This window comes from Azonexus sp. (genome assembly GCF_049652925.1).
Classification (GTDB): domain Bacteria; phylum Pseudomonadota; class Gammaproteobacteria; order Burkholderiales; family Rhodocyclaceae; genus Azonexus.
Window position 1 is genome coordinate 503,710 of the sequence record NZ_JBASFI010000040.1, and the last position, 17,134, is coordinate 520,843.

Below are 17,134 nucleotides of genomic sequence, written 5' to 3' on the forward strand. Positions count from 1 at the left end.
GGCCTTAGTGCGCCGCTTCCCAGTTTGGCCCGACGCCAACTTCGACGACCAGCGGCACCTTGAGCTGCGCCACCTGGCTCATCAACCGGGGCAGGTGGGTGCGGATTTCCATGAGTTCTTCGTCCGACACTTCGAGCAGCAGTTCGTCGTGCACCTGCAGGACCAGCTTTGATTTCAGTCCCGATTTTTCCAGCCAGTTCTGTACGGCGACCATCGCCAGCTTGATCAGGTCGGCCGCTGTGCCCTGCATCGGTGCGTTGATCGCGGCGCGTTCGGCGCCCTGGCGGCGGTTGCCGTTGCTCGAACGGATTTCGGGGAACCACAGGCGGCGGCCGAAAGCGGTTTCGACGTAGCCTTTTTGCCGCGCCATTTCCCGCGCTTCTTCCATGTAGGCGGCAACGCCGGGGTAACGGGCGAAATAGCGGTCGATGTAGGTCTGCGCGGCGCTGCGTTCCAGCCCGAGCTGGCGGGCCAGGCCGAAGGCGCTCATGCCGTAGATCAGGCCGAAGTTGATGCTCTTGGCGACGCGGCGCTGGTCGGGGCCGACTTCGAGCGGCGTGACGCCGAAGATTTCGCCGGCCGTGGCGCGGTGCACGTCCTCGCCGTGGGAGAAAGCGTGGAGCAAGCCTTCATCGCCGGAGAGGTGGGCCATGATGCGCAACTCGATCTGCGAATAGTCGGCCGAGACGATGCTGCTGTCCGGCGGGGCGATGAAAGCGGTGCGGATTTTCCGGCCTTCCTCGCTGCGTACCGGGATGTTCTGCAAGTTGGGGTCAGTCGAGGCAAGGCGCCCAGTAACAACAGATGCCTGCGAGAAGTGAGTATGCACTCTCCCTGTCTGCGGATTGACCATGCGCGGCAGCTTGTCGGAGTAGGTGCCCTTGAGTTTGGACAGGCTGCGGTGTTCAAGCAGCAGCTTGGGCAGCGGGTAGTCGAGGGCCAGTTCGGAAAGCACTTCCTCGTCGGTGGACGGGCCACCGGAGGGCGTTTTTTTCTTGACCGGCAGACCCAGCTTTTCAAACAGGATGTCGGCCAGTTGCTTCGGTGAGGCGAGGTTGAAGGGCTGGCCGGCCAGTTCGTAGGCTTGCCCTTCGAGGGCCATGATTTTCTGGCCCATTTCGTGGCTCTGCCGGGCAAGAATTTCGCTGTCGATCAGGATGCCGTTGCGCTCGATCTGCCAGATGACCTGGCGGGCCGGCATTTCGATGTCGTGGTAGATGCGCGACAGGCCGGGCTCATCGGCGAATTGCGGGTGCAGCACGTTATGGACGCGCAGCGTGACGTCGGAATCTTCTGCGGCGTAGGTAGCGGCGCGCTCGATATCGACCTGATCGAAGGTGATCTGCTTGGCGCCTTTGCCGCACAGGTCTTCGTAGGCGATGGTGTCGAGGCCGAGGTGGCGCGTGCATAGCTGACCGAGGTCGTGGCCCTTGTCGGATTCGATGACGTAGCTTTGCAACATGGTGTCGTGTTCGATGCCGGCCAGCGTGATGCCGTGGTTGGCGAAGACGTGCTGGTCGTACTTTGCGTTTTGCAGCACTTTTTTCCGGTTGACCGTGGAAAGCCAGGGTTTGAGTCTGGCCAGCACTTCGTCACGCGGCAGTTGGTCGGCGACACCGGGGGCGGTGTGGGCGAGCGGGATGTAGCAGGCTTCACCCGGTTTGACTGACAGCGAAATGCCGACAATGCGGGCTGCGAAGGAATCGAGGCTGGTCGTTTCGGTGTCGAGCGCCGTTAGTTCGGCCGCTTCGATCTTGGCCAGCCAGGCATCGAATTGCGGCCAGCTCAGGACGGTTTCGTAGGCAACGTCAATTTTGCCTTGGAGCGCTGGCGCGGCAGCGTCGGAAACCGTGCGGGCCGGGATGTCGGCGGCCGCTTCCGGACCGTCGATATCGGCCAGCCACGAGCGGAACTGGTAGCGGGTGTAGAGCTCACGCAGCGTGGCGACATCGGGCGGTATTGCGTTCAGCGTGGCCGGCGCAGGCAGGTTCGAAAGATCGCAGGCGACGGTGACCAGTTTCTTGCCCAGCGGCAAAAAGCCGAGATGGTCGCGCAGATTCTGGCCGACGACGCCGCCGATTTCATCGGCATGGGCGACGATTTCATCGAGCGAGCCGTATTGGGCCAGCCATTTGAGAGCAGTCTTCGGGCCGCATTTGGCGACGCCCGGTACGCCGTCGACGGTATCGCCAACCAGGGCCAGGTAATCGACGATCTTGTCCGGCGGCACACCAAACTTGGCCTCGACGCCGGCCTCGTCGAGCAGCTCGTTACTCATCGTGTTGTACCAGCGGACGAGCGGATTGACCAGTTGGGTCAGGTCCTTGTCGCCGGTCGAAATCAGCGTATTTATGCCGTCGACCGCAGCATTCTTCGCCAGCGTGCCGATCACGTCGTCGGCTTCGACGCCATCGACCATGAGCAGCGGCCAGCCGGCGGCCTTGATGGCGGCGTGCAGCGGCTCGATCTGGCCGACCATTTCGGGCGGCATCGGCGGGCGGTGGGCCTTGTATTCCGGGTACCAGTCGTCGCGGAAGGTCTTGCCCTTGGCATCGAAGACGACGGCCTTGTAGTCTGCCTTGTAGTCGCTCTCGAGACGACGTAGCATGTTCAGAACGCCGTAGATGGCGCCTGTCGGCTCGCCGGCCTTGTTGCGCAAGTCGGGCAGGGCGTGGAAAGCGCGATAGAGATAGGACGAACCGTCCACCAACAATAAGAGAGGCATAAATTGACCGAGAGCGACAAGCTGGTAATGGGCGTCGAGACCGAGGCCCTGCTGAAAAACGCGACGGCCCGCGAGTCCTGGCGGATTTTCGGCATTATGTCAGAGTTCGTCGAGGCAACTGAGCGTCTGGCCGCGATCAAGCCGGCCGTGACCATGTTCGGCAGTGCCCGCGTTCGGCCGGATTCGCCGTATTACGCGCTGACTGAACAGACCGCCCGCCTGCTCTCTGATTCGGGCTTCTCGGTCATTTCCGGTGGCGGCCCGGGCATCATGGAGGCGGCCAACAAGGGCGCCTTCTTTGGCAAATCGCCGTCGGTCGGTCTCAACATCCAGTTGCCGCACGAGCAGCAGAACAATCCCTATCAGGATATCTCGCAGACCTTCCGCCACTTCTTTGCCCGCAAATACATGTTCGTCCGCTTCGCCAGCGCCTATGTCGTGATGCCCGGCGGCTTCGGCACGCTCGATGAACTGATGGAAGCGCTGACCCTGATCCAGACCGGCAAGGCGCGCAAGATTCCGCTCATTCTGGTCTGCTCGGACTTCTGGGGCGGCATGATCGACTGGTTCAAGGACCGGTTGGTCGCCGAAGGCATGGTCGACGCCGAGGACATCAATCTGATTCAATTGATCGATGAGCCGGAAAAAGTCGTCGAAGCCATATTCAAGCACTACGAAGCTCGTCCTTTCGGCCCCTTGCCGAACGAACACGAGATGCTGCTCAACCTGTAAAATCAAAGCATCGTCATCGAGGATTCAACCATGCGCCGCCTTCTTCCCCTCCTGCTTCTAGCCGCCTTGCCTGCCTGGGCGCAGAAAGGCGATCTTCAGCCCCTGCCCGCCGTGCCGCCCCCGCCGCCCGGTATGGAAGCTTTCGACGAAGCGCTTGAGCCGCAAGTCACCATCGTCAAGCGCGAGACGGAAACCCGCGAGGAATACCGCATGAAGGGCAAGCTCTACATGGTCAAGGTCACCCCGGCTGTTGGCCCCGCCTACTACCTCGTCGATAACCAGGGCGACGGCCAGTTCGTCCAGGCCGACATTACCCATCCGGTGACCAAGCCGCCGATGTGGATCATTCATAGCTGGTAAATCTTGTCCGTCTATACCAAAGTCGGGCGCGATGAACTCACCGCCTGGCTTCAGCCACTCGGGCTGGGTGAGCTGATCGATTACGCCGGTATCGCCGCCGGCATGCAGAACTCCAATTATTTCGTGACGACGGCCAGCGGCCGTTTTGTGCTGACGCTGTTCGAGCGCATCGATACCTCGGCCCTCGATTTCTATTTGGCCCTGCAGGACAGCCTGGCGCAAAGCGGGATTCCCTGCCCGCGGCCGCTGGCCGATGAGCGAGGCGCCTATTGGCGCAGGTTGGCCGGCAAACCCGCCGCATTGCTGACCTGTTTGCCGGGAGTGGCACTGGAGTCACCGGATGCCGAGCAGTGTCGCGCCGTCGGCGACCTGCTGGCCCGCTTGCACCTCGCTGCGGGTAATTTGCCTAATCCACTGCCCAACCCCTGCGGCGCCGCCTGGCGACAAGTGGTCGGCGAAACCCTATTGCCTTTGCTCGCCCCGGATGAGCGTGATCTGCTGGCCGACGAGCTGGCCTTTCAGGCGGCTCAGGACTATTCGACGCTGCCGCGAGGCGTCATCCACGCCGACCTATTCCGTGACAACGTGCTGTGGGACGCCGCCGGTCGACTGTCCGGCGTGCTCGATTTCTACTTTGCCGGCGAAGATGCGCTGCTCTTCGATCTGGCTGTCGTCGCCAACGATTGGTGCGCCGACGACGAGGCCCTCGCCGCGCTGATTGCCGGTTACGCCAGTCGGCGTCGACTCACCGAGGCGGAACGAGCCGCCTGGCCGGCCACGCGACGGGCAGCCGCCTTGCGCTTCTGGCTGCTCCGGCTCGAGGTTCGGCACCAGCCGCGTCAGGGCGAAGTGGTAACGATCAAGAATCCGGACGACTTTCGGCACCTGCTGGCACGTTTTCGCCTTGCCCCGGCAGCGCTCCCCCGTTAGCATCCGCGCATGAGTGAAACTCCTGCTTTTCCGATGGCCCCGACCCGGTTTTCCGGAGCGAGCCGCGAAGTCGACCCCGGCGCCTGCTTTGACTGGCTACGTCAGGGCTGGGCCATGTTTCTCGTCAATCCCGGCGTGTGGATTGGCAGTACCGTCCTGCTCCTCGTCATGCTGATGGCCATTTCCATCGTGCCGCTGTTCGGGCAGATCGCCGCACACCTTCTGGTGCCGCTTTTCGGTGCCGGCATGATCAAGCTCTGCAAGCGCCTGAATGATGGCGAAGAGCCTGAAATTGCCGACCTGTTCGCCGGTTTTCGCCACAACGCGGGGCAACTGGTCATGGTCGGCGTTTTTTTCGCGATGGGCATTTTCGGCATCGCCTTCCTGGCTTTCATGCTGGTCAGCGGCGGCATCCTCGGTGGTGTGGTCACCGGCAAGGTTGCCGGTTTCGGCATTGCGCTCGGTGGCGTCATGCTGGCCGGCCTGCTGGTCATGGTGCTCTCGGTGCCGATCATCATGGCTACCTGGTTTGCCCCGGCGCTGGTGTTCTTCCACGACATGCAGCCGCTCGACGCGATGAAGGCGAGCTTTGCGGCAGGTGCCAAGAATTTCCTGCCGATGGCCATCTTCGCCATTTTTCTGGTCGTCGCGCTGTTCTTCGCCATGCTCCCCGTCGGCATGGGCCTGCTCCTGCTCCTGCCGGTCGCTTCTGGCGCAGTTTTCGCCTCCTACCGCGACATTTTCGTGGGAAGCTGAATATGCGCGCCCAGACACTACCGCCCGCCGCCGGCTGGGGCTGGATTTTCACCGGCTTTGCCATTTTTCGGCGCAGCCCGATCGTTCTCGGCATGCTGGTCCTCACCTACTGGTTCACGGTGATCTTCCTCAATGTGCTGCCGTTCATTGGTGCGCTGGCTGCCTCGCTGGTTATCCCCGGCCTCTCGGTCGGCCTCATGCAGGCCGCCCGCCAGGTTGAACGTGGTCAGGCTATCGGCGTGCAGACCCTGTTTGGCAGCATGAAGGAAAACGCCCGCACTCTGCTTGCCCTTGGCGCCCTCTATCTGTGTTGTACGCTCGGCGTTCTCGGCCTGTCCACGCTGCTCGACGGCGGCGACATGTTCAAATTCATGATGGCAAATAGCCGGGCCGAACGGGCCGCCGTCGAAGACGCCGATTTCATCACGCCGGCTCTGTTCGTCATGGTCATGATGACCCCGGTCATGATGGCCTACTGGTTTGCCCCGGTGCTCGCCGCCTGGCATCGGCTAACCCTCGGCCGGGCCTTGTTCTTCAGCTTCGTTGCCTGCTGGATGAACTGGCGGGCTTTCCTGGTCTATGGTTTCGGCCTGGTGCTGGTGGCCGGCGTCGCACCCGGCGTGCTGCTTGGCGTGTTGCTGCTGATCTTCCCCGACGCGGCCAGTTTCATTACCGCTGTCGTCACCATGCCGATGGTGCTGGTCATCGCGCCGACCATCTTCGCCAGTTTCTACGCCTGTTATCGCGACATCTTCGGCATTTCCGAAATTGTCTGAGCCGCTTGGCCTCTTCGGAGGCACCTTCGACCCCGTGCATTTTGGCCATCTCCGGCTGGCCGAAGAGGCGATTGCCTACCTCGGACTCGGCGGCGTGCGGTGGATTCCGGCTGGCCAGCCGCCGCATCGTGGCACGCCGCAAGTGACCGCCCGGCACCGTCTTGAGATGGTGCTACGGTCAACCGGAAATAATGCCCAATTTTCAATTGATGCCAGCGAGGTTGAAGCCGCCGCCCCGAGCTACACAGTGCATACGCTCGAACGGCTGCGCCGCGAACTCGGCCCCGAACAGTCGCTGGTCCTGCTCGTTGGCGCCGATGCCTTCGCCGGCCTCTCCACCTGGCATCGCTGGCGCGATATTTTTGCCCTGGCCCACGTCGCCGTCTCGCACCGCCCCGGTTTTCCGGTCGAAGCGAGCAGCCTGCCGCATGAACTGGCGACCGAATTCAACGACCGCCGGCTGACCGATGTCGGCGGGCTGAAACTCGCTCCAGCCGGGGGAATCGCCACTTTTGCCATGACCCAGCTCGCCATCTCGGCGACGCAGATCCGCAAGCTGCTGGCCAACGGCCAGTCGGCGCGTTATTTGCTGCCGGATACCGTTCTCGACTATATTCACCTTCACCAACTCTATAAAAGTACCTGATGGACATCCGCAAGCTGCAAAAAATCATCGTTTCCGCCCTTGAAGACATCAAGGGCAAGGATATCGAAGTCATCAACACCTCGAAACTGACGTCGATGTTCGATCGCATCGTCATCGCCACCGGCGACTCCAATCGCCAGGTCAAATCGCTGGCCCAGAACGTCGTTGAAAAGGTCAAGGAAGCCGGCGGCGAGATTGTCTCGACCGAAGGCGAAGACGGCGGCGAATGGGTGCTGGTCGATCTCGGCGACATCGTTGTGCATGTCATGCAAGCGAACGTGCGCGCTTACTACAACCTTGAAGAGCTGTGGTCGGCCACGCCGGCCCAGCGTCGCAAGGCCGTGGAGCAGGCCAGGGAAGGATGAAACTGGCCGTACTCGCCGTCGGCCATCGTCAGCCCGGCTGGGTGAACGAAGGCTGCGCCGAGTACCTCAAGCGCATGCCGCGCGAACTGCCGGCCAGCGTTACTGAAATCAAGCCCGAACCGCGCGGTTCGAAAACCCGCGAACAACTGCTGGCCGCCGAAAAGGGCCGCATCCGCGACGCCTTGCCCGGCAGTTGCCGGATTGTCGTGCTCGACGAAAAAGGCGATGACCTGACCACACTCAAGCTGGCCAAACGGCTTGAGGTGTGGATGCAGGATGGCCGCGACGTGGCGCTGCTGATCGGCGGGGCCGACGGGCTCGACGAGGAATTCAAGCAACAGGCCGACGACAAGCTGCGCCTGTCCAGCCTGACGCTTCCACATGGCATGGCTCGCCTGATATTGTGCGAGCAGCTCTACCGTGCCGTCAGTGTCCTCAAAAACCATCCATACCACCGGGAGGGGTGATGCGTTTGTACCTTGCTTCGCGCAGTCCGCGCCGCCGTGAGTTGTTGCACCAGATCGGCATCGATTTCGATACCGTTGTTTTTCGCGACGGCATGCGGGCCGACAGCGAAACCGATGAAACGCCGATGGCCGGTGAGTCGCCTGTGGTCTATGTCGAACGTGTGGCGCGCGCCAAGGCGATGCATGGTCTGAAAATCGTCGAGGAGCGCCGCCTGCCGATGCGCCCTGTGCTGGCCGCCGACACGACGCTCGAACTCGATGGCCAGATTATCGGCAAGCCGGTCGATATGGCCGATGCTGCCGCCATACTGCGTCGCCTGTCGGGGCGGACACATCGCGTGCTGACCGGTGTCGCCATCGATCATCAGCGGCGTACCGAATATCTGTTGTCGACCAGCGAAGTTCGTTTCCGCCAGATCGACGACGAAGAAATCCGCCACTACGTGATCAGCGGCGAGCCGATGGACAAGGCCGGGGCCTACGGCATTCAGGGCCGGGCCGGGCTGTTCGTCGAGCACCTTTCCGGCAGCTATACCGGGGTCATGGGGCTACCCGTCTGCGAAACCGGCGAACTGCTCAAAAAACTCGGTTTTCGCCCGCTTTAAGCGGCGCTGGCGTAGTCACTGATGGCGCGCGCCGCCTGCGCAATGCCATCAGTTTCCGGTATCGGCGACGGCGATTGCTCGTGAACGCTTTCAAGGGCTGCCGCGAGCTGCCCGCATTCCAGTTCTGCTACGCCGATTTCGAAACAGCGGCCGTTAGCCGTTAGCCAGTCGATCAGACAATCCTGCTCCGGCCAGTTTTCGCGCCGTTGGTAGATGACTGGTATGCCGTTGCAGGCGGCTTCGGTGAAGGTGCCGTAGCCGGGCTTGGTGATGACGGCATCGACTGAGCAGAGCAGGTCGGTGAAGCCGAGGCCGAAGGATTCGCTGGCGATGGCGTCGGGGTGTCCGCATTGCCATTCGGCCGGCACCAGCCAGCGCACGTCGGGCAGGCGCGGCCAGTTTTCCACCGGCAGGCGATGGGCGACGCCGCCCATGGCGATGAGGATGGCTTTGTCGCCGTTCAGGCCGAGATCGTGGTGGCGGCCGATGGCGGCGATCGGGCCGATTGGCCGGACGTTGCCCAGCGCAGCCATCGCCATGCCCGGAGTGACGCGCAGGAAGGCCTGGGCCGAGCGATAGGCGGCAAGCATTTCGGCGTGGATGGGCTTGGCCCAGGGCTGATCGGCGAAATAGTGGGCAAAGAGGTCGGCCCAGTTGAGCGAACACAGGCTGAGGGCGGGAATACCGGCGATGGCGGCACCGGCCAGTGGCAGATAGCTGACGTTAGTGAGGACGAGGTCGGGCTTCAGGCTGGTCAGAAAACGTGCTTCATCGGCAATGCGGGTCGGCCAGTCTTGGTGCGCCTGACGATAGGCGGCGGCGCTGGCGGCCAGGTCGATGTGGGTGGCATCGATCATCACGTAGCCGAAATCGGTGGCGTCGGCGATCAGCGTGTAGGGCGTTGCAATCCGTTGCTGTAGCTTGGCGGCGGGCAGTGCGCTGCGGATGGTCAGCTGGAAATTCGGGGTGATTTTAGCGATGGCATTGAGCACCGGTGCCGTGATGGCGAGGTGGCCGAAGCCGTGGCTGGAAATGTCGACAAACAGGTGCATGGGCGCGGCTTCGGGCATTGCCACGGTCAACCGGGAAAAATAACCAAAATTGAAGTGGTCCGGACGCCTTTTGCTCAGCGCCCGGATTGGTCGGGAAGGTGAACTCAGCTGTTCCTGAAGGTCGGCTTGCGCTTCTCAGCGAAGGCGGCCATGCCTTCCTTCTGGTCTTCGAGCGCGAAAGCCGAATGGAAGACGCGGCGTTCGAAGAGCAGGCCTTCGTTGAGCGACGACTCGAAGGCGCGATTGACCGATTCCTTGATCATCATGACTACCGGCAGCGAGAAGCTGGCGATGGTGGTGGCTGTCTTGAGCGTTTCCTCAAGCAACTGATCGGCTGGAATGACGCGGGCGACGAGGCCGGATTTCTCGGCTTCAGCGGCATCCATCATGCGCCCGGTCAGGCACAGGTCCATGGCCTTGGCCTTGCCGACGGCGCGCGGCAGCCGTTGCGTGCCGCCGGCTCCGGGCAGCGTGCCGAGCTTGATTTCCGGCTGGCCGAACTTGGCCGTATCGGCGGCGAAGATCATGTCGCACATCATCGCCATTTCGCAGCCGCCGCCCAGCGCGAAGCCGGCCACCGCGGCGATGACCGGCTTGCGTGTCGTCTTGATGCGCTCCCAGTTGCGGGTGATGAAATCCGTCTTGTAGGCGTGCATGAAATCGAAATCCTTCATGAAGCCGATATCGGCCCCAGCGGCGAAGGCTTTTTCATTGCCGGTGATGACGATGCAGCCGATGTTCTCGTCGGCCTCGTAGGCATCAATGGCGGCGCCGATGCCGTCTACCACGTCATTGTTCAGCGCATTCATCGCTTCCGGCCGGTTGATGCGGATCAGGCCGACTTTGCCGATGGTTTCGGTGAGGACTACTTGGGTCATGTCTTGTCTCCAGATTTGTTAATGGGTCAGGGCAATCCAGGCCATGCCGAGCCATTCGTGCAGGGCGTAGTAGGAAATTTGCAGAGCTTTGGCTTGCGGCAGGAAGTCGCCCAGTCGCCAGATGACATCCGGCTGGCTGAAGAAAGCGGTCGGTGCCGGAATGACTTCCAGCCCGGCCTGCTCGAAAAGCAGTCGGGCGCGCGGCATGTGGAAGGCGTGGGTGACGAGGAGGATGCGCTGCACGCCGGCGGCTTTGAGGATGGGCGCCGAAAGGGCGGCGTTGCCGGCGGTATCGAGCGATTCGTCCTCCAGCCAGCGGGCCTTGACGCCGAATTCCTCGTACAGGATGCGGGTCATGATTTCGGCTTCGGAGCGCTCGTCGTACAGAAACTGGCCGCCGGTGACCAGCACGGGCAGTTCGTAGCGTCGGGCCAGCGTGGCGCCGTAACGGGTGCGAATCAGCGTGCGCTCGTTGGCGGTATCGCCGCCGTATTCGGTGGCGTTGGTGGCCAGACCGCTACCGAGGATGACGATGGCGCCGGCCTCGGGTTTGGGGGCGTCCGGTGCCACGGCAAGGGTTTGATCTTCCAGCGTGGCGATCAGCATATTGGCGACGGCTGGCATGCACTGCGCGATTGTCAGCACCGTGGCTGCCACGGCCAGCCCGAAAGCCCAGCGCCGGCGCCGGAAAATGCCGGCCACGAAGAGCAGCGCCAGGCCGTTGCCAGGCGGCAGGAGCAGCGTGCTGATCAGGAGTTTCAGGGTCCAGGCAAAGGACATGGTTGCGGCGGGACAGTTGGTTCAGGGCGTCGAGTTTGTCCGTGTCATGGGCCGGCGTCAATCAGGGCGCTGAAGTGTCTGGTCGATGACAGTTGCCGGCAGGCAAATCCTGCTATCTTTGCCGATCAATACAGAACAAGACCGAGGAGACAAGATGACCTACGCGATCGATCCGCAACCCTTGTGGACGCCCAATCCCGCCACCGTTGGCCAAACGCGCATGGCGCAGCTGATCAAGGCCAAGGGCAAGGCGAGTTACGCCGAGTTGTGGCAATGGTCGGTCGATGAACCCGAGGCATTCTGGTCTGAACTCTGGGATTTCTGCGGCGCTGTCGGTGAAAAAGGCGCGAAAGTTGTCGTCGACCGCAGCAAGATGCCGGGCGCCCAGTGGTTTCCCGAAGCGAAACTGAACTACGCCGAAAACCTGCTGCAACAGCGCGACGATAGCGAGGCGCTGGTCTTCTGGGGCGAGGACAAGGTCAAGCGACGGATGAGCCGGGCCGAACTGGTCGCCGAAGTCGCCCGCTTCCAGCAACTCCTGATCGACGCAGGCGTTGGCGAGGGCGACCGCGTCGCCGGCTACCTGCCCAACCTGCCGGAAACGCTGGTCGCCATGCTCGCCACAACGGCGCTCGGCGCCATCTGGTCGTCGGCCTCGCCGGATTTTGGCGTGCAGGGCGTGCTCGACCGCTTCGGCCAGATCGAACCCAAGGTGCTGATCTGCGTCGATGGCTACTGGTACAACGGCAAGCCGGTCGATTGCCTGGCCAAGAATGCCGAAGTCGTGAGCAAAATGCCGTCGCTGCTCAAGGTTGTCGTCGTCCCTTACCTCGATGCCGGACCGGAGGTGAGCAAGATTGCCAACGCTGTCGTCTGGAATGACATTCCCACGGTCAACCCGAAAAAAGAGCCAGTTTTCAAAAGGGTCGGCTTTGATCACCCGCTCTACATCATGTTCTCGAGCGGCACGACCGGCGTGCCCAAGTGCATCGTCCATTGCCACGGCGGCGTACTGCTCCAGCATCTCAAGGAACACCAACTGCACAGCGACGTGCGCCCCGGCGACCGCCTGTTTTATTTCACGACCTGCGGCTGGATGATGTGGAACTGGCTGGTTTCCGGCCTGACCTGCGGCGCCACGCTGCTGCTTTACGACGGCTCGCCGTTCGCCGGCGGCGGCACGGTGCTCTTCGACTACGCGGCGGCCGAGAAAATGACCCACTTCGGCACCTCGGCCAAATTCATCGACGCCGCCGCCAAGCTCGGCCTGACGCCGGGCAAAACGCACAACCTCGGAGAACTGCGCGCCATGTTCTCGACCGGCAGCCCGCTCTCGCCGGAAGGTTTCGACTGGGTCTATCGCGAAATCAAGCAGGACATCCTGCTCGCCTCGATTTCCGGCGGCACCGACATCGTTTCCTGCTTCGTCCTCGGCAATCCTGTGCTGCCCGTCTATCGCGGCGAAATCCAGTGCCGCGGGCTAGGCATGGCGGTCGATGTTGTCGACGATATCGGTCAGCCGGTGCGCGGGCAAAAAGGCGAACTGGTGTGCACCGGATCATTCCCGGTCATGCCGGTCGGTTTCTGGAACGACGCCGATGGCAGAAAATATCACGCCGCCTACTTCGAGCGCTTCCCGAACATCTGGTGCCACGGCGACTTTTCCGAACTGACCGCGCACGATGGCATGATCATCTACGGCCGCTCCGACGCCACCTTGAATCCGGGGGGCGTGCGCATCGGCACGGCCGAAATCTACCGCCAGGTCGAACAATTGCCGGAAATCCTCGAAGCGCTGGTCATCGGTCAGAACTGGCCGCCGGGCCGCAACGACGACGTGCGCGTCGTCCTCTTCGTCAAGCTGCTGGAGGGGAAGGTGCTGGACGTGGCACTCATCGAGCGCATCAAGAAACAAATCCGCGACAACACGACGCCGCGCCATGTGCCGGCGCAGGTCGTGCAGGTGCAGGATATTCCACGTACCAAGTCAGGCAAGATTGTCGAACTGGCCGTGCGCAACGTCGTGCATGAGCAGCCAGTCAAGAATGTCGAGGCGCTGGCCAACCCCGAGGCGCTGGAGTTCTTCCGGGGGCGGCCGGAACTGGCCGGTTAGGCGCGGCCAAGCACGGCGCGGCGGGCCAGTCGTCCGGCGCGCTGGGCCAGTTGTAGAAAGCTACCGGCTAGTCCGCTGATCGCCGCCGTGATGCGCTGGCTGGCGGCCGGACTTTCGATCCAGCGGTAGAACAGTGTCGCCGCGATCAGGCTTGCGGTCCAGGCCATAACCAGGGCGATCATGGCCGAGGCGTGCGATTCCAGGCCAAGTTTGGCATAGAGCCCGTTGGCCAGCAGCAGGACCGGGAAATGCACCAGAAAGAGCGAATAGGAGATCTGGCCGAGGAAGGCCAGTGGCCGAGCGTTCGGCCATTGTTCAAGCAGCCCGGTGCGGCGGCCGAAACCGAGCAGCAGGGCGACGACCAGAGCGAGCCCGATACGCAGCCGGAAATCGATGACCAGGGCGGCGATGGTCATGGTGGCGATGATGCCGAGCCAGGCTGACATCTGCCGGCGGTCGGAAGCCCACCAGGCGGCAGCGCCCAGGCCGTAGGAACCGAAAAAGTAGATCGCCCAGTTATCCAGGCTGGCGTCGCGGTTGAACCAGAACAGCGAGGCGAGGGCGGTGAGCAGAACGAGGGCCGGGGCGACGATGTTGCGGCGGCCGGCCCAGAGCAGCACGGCCATCAGCGCGAAAAGCTGGAAGTCGATGGCGATGTACCAGACGCCGGCTGACAGCGCATCGAAGCCGAGCAGACTGTGCAGCAGGAAGGCGTGGGCGAGCCATTGCGTAAAGGTGGCACGGGCGGGAACCACTTCGTCGTCCAGCCACTGGTCGGCAACGGCGGCGGCGATGATGGCCAGGCCGATGGCGGCGAGGTAGGGCACGGCGAGCCGGAGATAGCGCTTCCAGATCAGCGGCAGCGGAGAAACGGCCAGCGCCTGTCCTTGCGCCGACAGGCCGCGGGCAGCAAGAAAGCCGGCGATGACAAGAAAGACCTGGACAGCCATGCGGCCGTATTCAAAGAACCAGCCGAAAAGTCCCGGCAAGGTTTCGCGGGCCGCCGCCGCGAGCGGGCCGTAAGACGAAAAATGGTTGAGCAGGACGAGCAGGGCCGCGATCGCCTTGAGGGCGTCGATCAGCGGCATGCGGTTGGAAACTTTGCTCATGGCCTTGAGTGTACACTGATTGTTGCGGTGCACAATAATAAATCCCGTTTGTTTTGTAAGGTCTAATTACACAAAACGCGCGACGAAGGAATTGGTGTACATGACGGGCAAATCAATCCATACCCGATGGCCACTACCGGGCGCCACGGTGACCGGCTCGCCCTTCTTGTTTTCCATGCGGGTCAGCGTCAGCACGTGGTTGCCGGACGGGTGCACGCATTCCAGCCGGTCGCCGACGGAAAAGCGGTTCTTGACCTCGATTTCCATGAGGCCGCGGGTGGTATCGAAGGCCACGGCGTCGCCGACATACAAGCTGCGATCCGACTCGGAGCTGCCGCGCAGGTAATTCTGGTAGTCAGCATCATGGTGGCGCTGCAGGAAACCGTCGGTATAGCCGCGGTTGGCCAAACCTTCGAGCTCACGCAGTAGCGTCGGGTCGAGCGGCTTGCCGGCGACGGCGTCGTCGATGGCATGGCGGTAAGCCTGCGAGGTGCGCGCGACGTAGTACGGGCTTTTGGTGCGGCCTTCGATCTTGAGCGAATCGACGCCGATTTCGACCAAACGGTGCACATGCTCGATGGCGCGCAGATCCTTGGAGTTCAGGATGTAGGTGCCGTGCTCGTCTTCCTCGATCGGCATGAGTTCGCCCGGACGCTGCTTTTCTTCGAGCAGGTACTCGATTTCATTTTTGGCCAATTTTTCCGGTTGACCGTGGGAACTGCCATCGGAAGTGCTCAGTTTGTAATCCCAGCGGCAGGAATTGGTGCAGCTGCCCTGGTTCGGGTCGCGGTGATTGAAGTAGCCGGAAAGCAGGCAACGGCCGGAATAGGCGATGCACAGCGCGCCATGAACGAAGACTTCGAGCTCGATATCCGGGCAGCGCTGGCGGATTTCGGCGACTTCGTCGAGCGACAGTTCGCGCGACAGGATGATGCGCTGGACGCCCATTTTCTGCCAGAAACGCACCGAGGCCCAATTCACCGTGTTGGCCTGCACCGACAGGTGGATGACCTGTTCCGGCCAGGTTTCGCGCACCATGTCGATGAGGCCGGGGTCAGACATGATCAGCGCATCGGGCTTGAGGGCGATGACCGGCGCCATGTCGGAAAGATAGGTCGGCAGCTTGGCGTTGTGCGGAATGATGTTGCTGACGACGAAAAACTGCTTGCCGCGGGCATGCGCCTCGTTGATCCCGTCGCCCAGTTTTTCGATGCTGCCGAACTCGTTGTTGCGCACGCGCAGGCTGTAGCGCGGCTGGCCGGCGTAGATGGCGTCGGCGCCAAAATCGAAGGCGGTGCGCATCATCTCGAGCGAGCCGGCGGGAGCGAGGAGTTCAGGGGCTTTGGACATAGTAGAATGCAGCGAAACCGCGCATTGTAGAGACTATGTCTGAAGAAATCCTGATCAATTTCACACCGCAGGAAACCCGCGTTGCCGTCATGCAACAGGGTGTCGTCCAGGAACTCCATATCGAGCGCACGGCGAGCCGCGGCCTGGTTGGCAACGTCTATCTCGGACGCGTCTGCCGCATCCTGCCCGGCATGCAGTCCGCCTTCATCGAGGTTGGCCTGGACCGCACTGCTTTCCTGCATGTTGCCGACATCTGGCAACCGCGTGAAACGGCGACCGAAAGGCCGATCGAGAAGATTCTGCATGAAGGGCAAAGTGTCCTCGTCCAGGTTGTCAAGGACCCGATCGGCACCAAGGGGGCCCGCCTGTCGACCCAGGTTTCGATTGCCGGCCGCATGCTCGTCCATTTGCCGCAGGAAAAGCACATCGGCATCTCGCAGCGCATCGAATCCGAAGCAGAGCGCGAGTCGCTGCGCGAAAAGATCAACCGCCTCGTTCCGGCCGAAGAACCGGGCGGGTTCATCGTCCGCACCATGGCCGAAAACGCCAGCGACGAAGAGTTCGCCACCGACATCGCCTACCTGCGCAAGACCTGGGCCGATATCCGTGAAAAGGCCCGCACCTTCGGGCCGCCCACCCTGCTATATCAGGAACTGTCGCTTGGCCAGCGCGTCCTGCGCGACTTCGTCAATCCCGATACGACGCGCATCTTTATCGACTCGCGGGAGAATTTCCAGAAATTGACCGCCTTCGCCCAGGAGTACACGCCAGCGGTCATTCCTCTGCTCGAGCACTACACCGGCCAGCGTCCACTGTTTGATCTGCACGGTGTCGAGGACGAGATACAGAAAGCCCTGGCCCGCCGCGTCGACCTCAAGTCGGGCGGCTACCTGATCATGGATCAGACCGAGGCGATGACGACCATCGACGTCAACACCGGCGGCTTCGTCGGCGTGCGCAATTTCGACGACACCATTTTCAAGACCAACCTCGAGGCGGCGGTCACCATCGCCCGTCAGCTACGCCTGCGTAACCTCGGCGGCATCATCATTGTCGACTTCATCGACATGGAGAACGAGGAGCACAAGAAGGCCGTGCTCGATGAATTCAACAAGGCCTTGGCGCGCGATCACACCCGGCTGACGGTCAATGGCTTCACCCAGCTCGGCCTGGTCGAAATGACCCGCAAGCGGACGCGCGAGTCGCTCGCCCACGTCCTTTGCCAGCCTTGCCCGACCTGCGGCGGGCGTGGCGAAGTCAAGACGGCGCGCACCGTGGCCTACGAAATCCTCCGCGAACTGCTGCGCGAGGCCCGCCAGTTCAACGCCCGCGAATACCGCATCCTGGCCGGCCCGGCCGTGGTCAACCTCTTCCTCGACGAAGAGTCACAGGCCCTGGCCATGCTCTCCGACTTCATCGGCAAGTCCGTTTCGTTGCAGTCCGAACCAAGTTATTCACCTGAGCAGTACGACATTGTTTTGATGTAATCC

The 17,134-nt window shown here is 62.3% G+C and carries 17 protein-coding genes; 11 read left to right on the forward strand and 6 right to left on the reverse strand.

The window, feature by feature from the left end:
* Nucleotides 1-4 precede the first annotated feature (4 nt).
* A complete protein-coding gene (polA, locus tag WBK19_RS21105) occupies nt 5-2,725 on the reverse strand; it encodes a DNA polymerase I (RefSeq protein WP_511293034.1) in 2,721 nt (906 codons plus the stop codon).
* Nucleotides 2,726-2,728: 3 nt separating this feature from the next.
* Between polA and WBK19_RS21110 the strand changes: the two genes are divergently transcribed.
* Genes WBK19_RS21110 through WBK19_RS21150 form a run of 9 tightly spaced genes read left to right on the forward strand, consistent with a single transcriptional unit; the run spans nt 2,729 to nt 8,362 of the window.
* Nucleotides 2,729-3,457, forward strand: coding sequence for an LOG family protein (locus WBK19_RS21110; RefSeq protein WP_511293035.1), 729 nt, complete (start codon nt 2,729-2,731; stop codon nt 3,455-3,457).
* A gap of 30 nt (nt 3,458-3,487) precedes the next feature.
* Complete coding sequence (locus tag WBK19_RS21115; protein ID WP_226403369.1) at nt 3,488-3,817, forward strand: DUF2782 domain-containing protein; 330 nt, start codon at nt 3,488-3,490, stop codon at nt 3,815-3,817.
* 3 nt (nt 3,818-3,820) lie between these two features.
* A complete protein-coding gene (locus WBK19_RS21120; protein WP_511293036.1) occupies nt 3,821-4,747 on the forward strand; it encodes a homoserine kinase in 927 nt (308 codons plus the stop codon).
* Nucleotides 4,748-4,756: 9 nt separating this feature from the next.
* Nucleotides 4,757-5,503, forward strand: coding sequence for a BPSS1780 family membrane protein (locus WBK19_RS21125; protein WP_511293037.1), 747 nt, complete (start codon nt 4,757-4,759; stop codon nt 5,501-5,503).
* 2 nt (nt 5,504-5,505) lie between these two features.
* Entirely contained in the window at nt 5,506-6,279 is a 774-nt protein-coding gene (locus tag WBK19_RS21130) for a BPSS1780 family membrane protein (protein WP_511293038.1), read from the forward strand.
* Nucleotides 6,272-6,925: a nicotinate-nucleotide adenylyltransferase gene (gene nadD / locus WBK19_RS21135; RefSeq protein ID WP_511293039.1), complete on the forward strand. Its 654-nt coding sequence runs from the start codon at nt 6,272-6,274 to the stop codon at nt 6,923-6,925. The genes WBK19_RS21130 and nadD overlap by 8 nt, the downstream gene beginning before the upstream one ends.
* Entirely contained in the window at nt 6,925-7,290 is a 366-nt protein-coding gene (gene rsfS / locus WBK19_RS21140) for a ribosome silencing factor (protein ID WP_511293040.1), read from the forward strand. Before nadD ends, rsfS begins: the two co-directional genes overlap by 1 nt.
* Nucleotides 7,287-7,757, forward strand: a complete 471-nt coding sequence (gene rlmH, locus WBK19_RS21145; RefSeq protein WP_511278192.1) for a 23S rRNA (pseudouridine(1915)-N(3))-methyltransferase RlmH — start codon at nt 7,287-7,289, stop codon at nt 7,755-7,757. Before rsfS ends, rlmH begins: the two co-directional genes overlap by 4 nt.
* The gene (locus WBK19_RS21150; protein WP_511293041.1) at nt 7,757-8,362 is read left to right on the forward strand and encodes a Maf family protein; all 606 of its coding nucleotides are present in this window, start codon (nt 7,757-7,759) and stop codon (nt 8,360-8,362) included. The genes rlmH and WBK19_RS21150 overlap by 1 nt, the downstream gene beginning before the upstream one ends.
* On the opposite strand, the gene WBK19_RS21155 is transcribed toward WBK19_RS21150, so the two are convergent.
* The 3 genes from WBK19_RS21155 to WBK19_RS21165 form a co-directional block, all read right to left on the reverse strand.
* A complete protein-coding gene (locus WBK19_RS21155) occupies nt 8,359-9,414 on the reverse strand; it encodes a hypothetical protein (protein WP_511293042.1) in 1,056 nt (351 codons plus the stop codon). The genes WBK19_RS21150 and WBK19_RS21155 overlap by 4 nt on opposite strands.
* A 104-nt stretch (nt 9,415-9,518) precedes the next feature.
* Nucleotides 9,519-10,292, reverse strand: coding sequence for an enoyl-CoA hydratase (locus WBK19_RS21160; protein ID WP_511293043.1), 774 nt, complete (start codon nt 10,290-10,292; stop codon nt 9,519-9,521).
* 18 nt (nt 10,293-10,310) lie between these two features.
* Nucleotides 10,311-11,072: a YdcF family protein gene (locus tag WBK19_RS21165; RefSeq protein ID WP_511293044.1), complete on the reverse strand. Its 762-nt coding sequence runs from the start codon at nt 11,070-11,072 to the stop codon at nt 10,311-10,313.
* A gap of 154 nt (nt 11,073-11,226) precedes the next feature.
* Here WBK19_RS21165 and WBK19_RS21170 point away from each other — a divergent pair, with 154 nt between their 5' ends.
* On the forward strand, nt 11,227-13,185 hold the full coding sequence (locus WBK19_RS21170) for an acetoacetate--CoA ligase (protein WP_511293045.1): 1,959 nt from the start codon (nt 11,227-11,229) through the stop codon (nt 13,183-13,185).
* Here the strand turns inward: WBK19_RS21170 and WBK19_RS21175 are convergent.
* Complete coding sequence (locus WBK19_RS21175) at nt 13,182-14,294, reverse strand: acyltransferase family protein (RefSeq protein WP_511293046.1); 1,113 nt, start codon at nt 14,292-14,294, stop codon at nt 13,182-13,184. The two genes, WBK19_RS21170 and WBK19_RS21175, sit on opposite strands and share 4 nt — an antisense overlap.
* Nucleotides 14,295-14,360: 66 nt before the next feature.
* On the reverse strand, nt 14,361-15,644 hold the full coding sequence (gene trhP, locus WBK19_RS21180; RefSeq protein ID WP_511293047.1) for a prephenate-dependent tRNA uridine(34) hydroxylase TrhP: 1,284 nt from the start codon (nt 15,642-15,644) through the stop codon (nt 14,361-14,363).
* A 35-nt stretch (nt 15,645-15,679) separates the two neighbouring features.
* Here trhP and rng point away from each other — a divergent pair, with 35 nt between their 5' ends.
* Nucleotides 15,680-17,131: a ribonuclease G gene (rng, locus tag WBK19_RS21185; protein WP_511293048.1), complete on the forward strand. Its 1,452-nt coding sequence runs from the start codon at nt 15,680-15,682 to the stop codon at nt 17,129-17,131.
* Nucleotides 17,132-17,134: the final 3 nt, after the last annotated feature.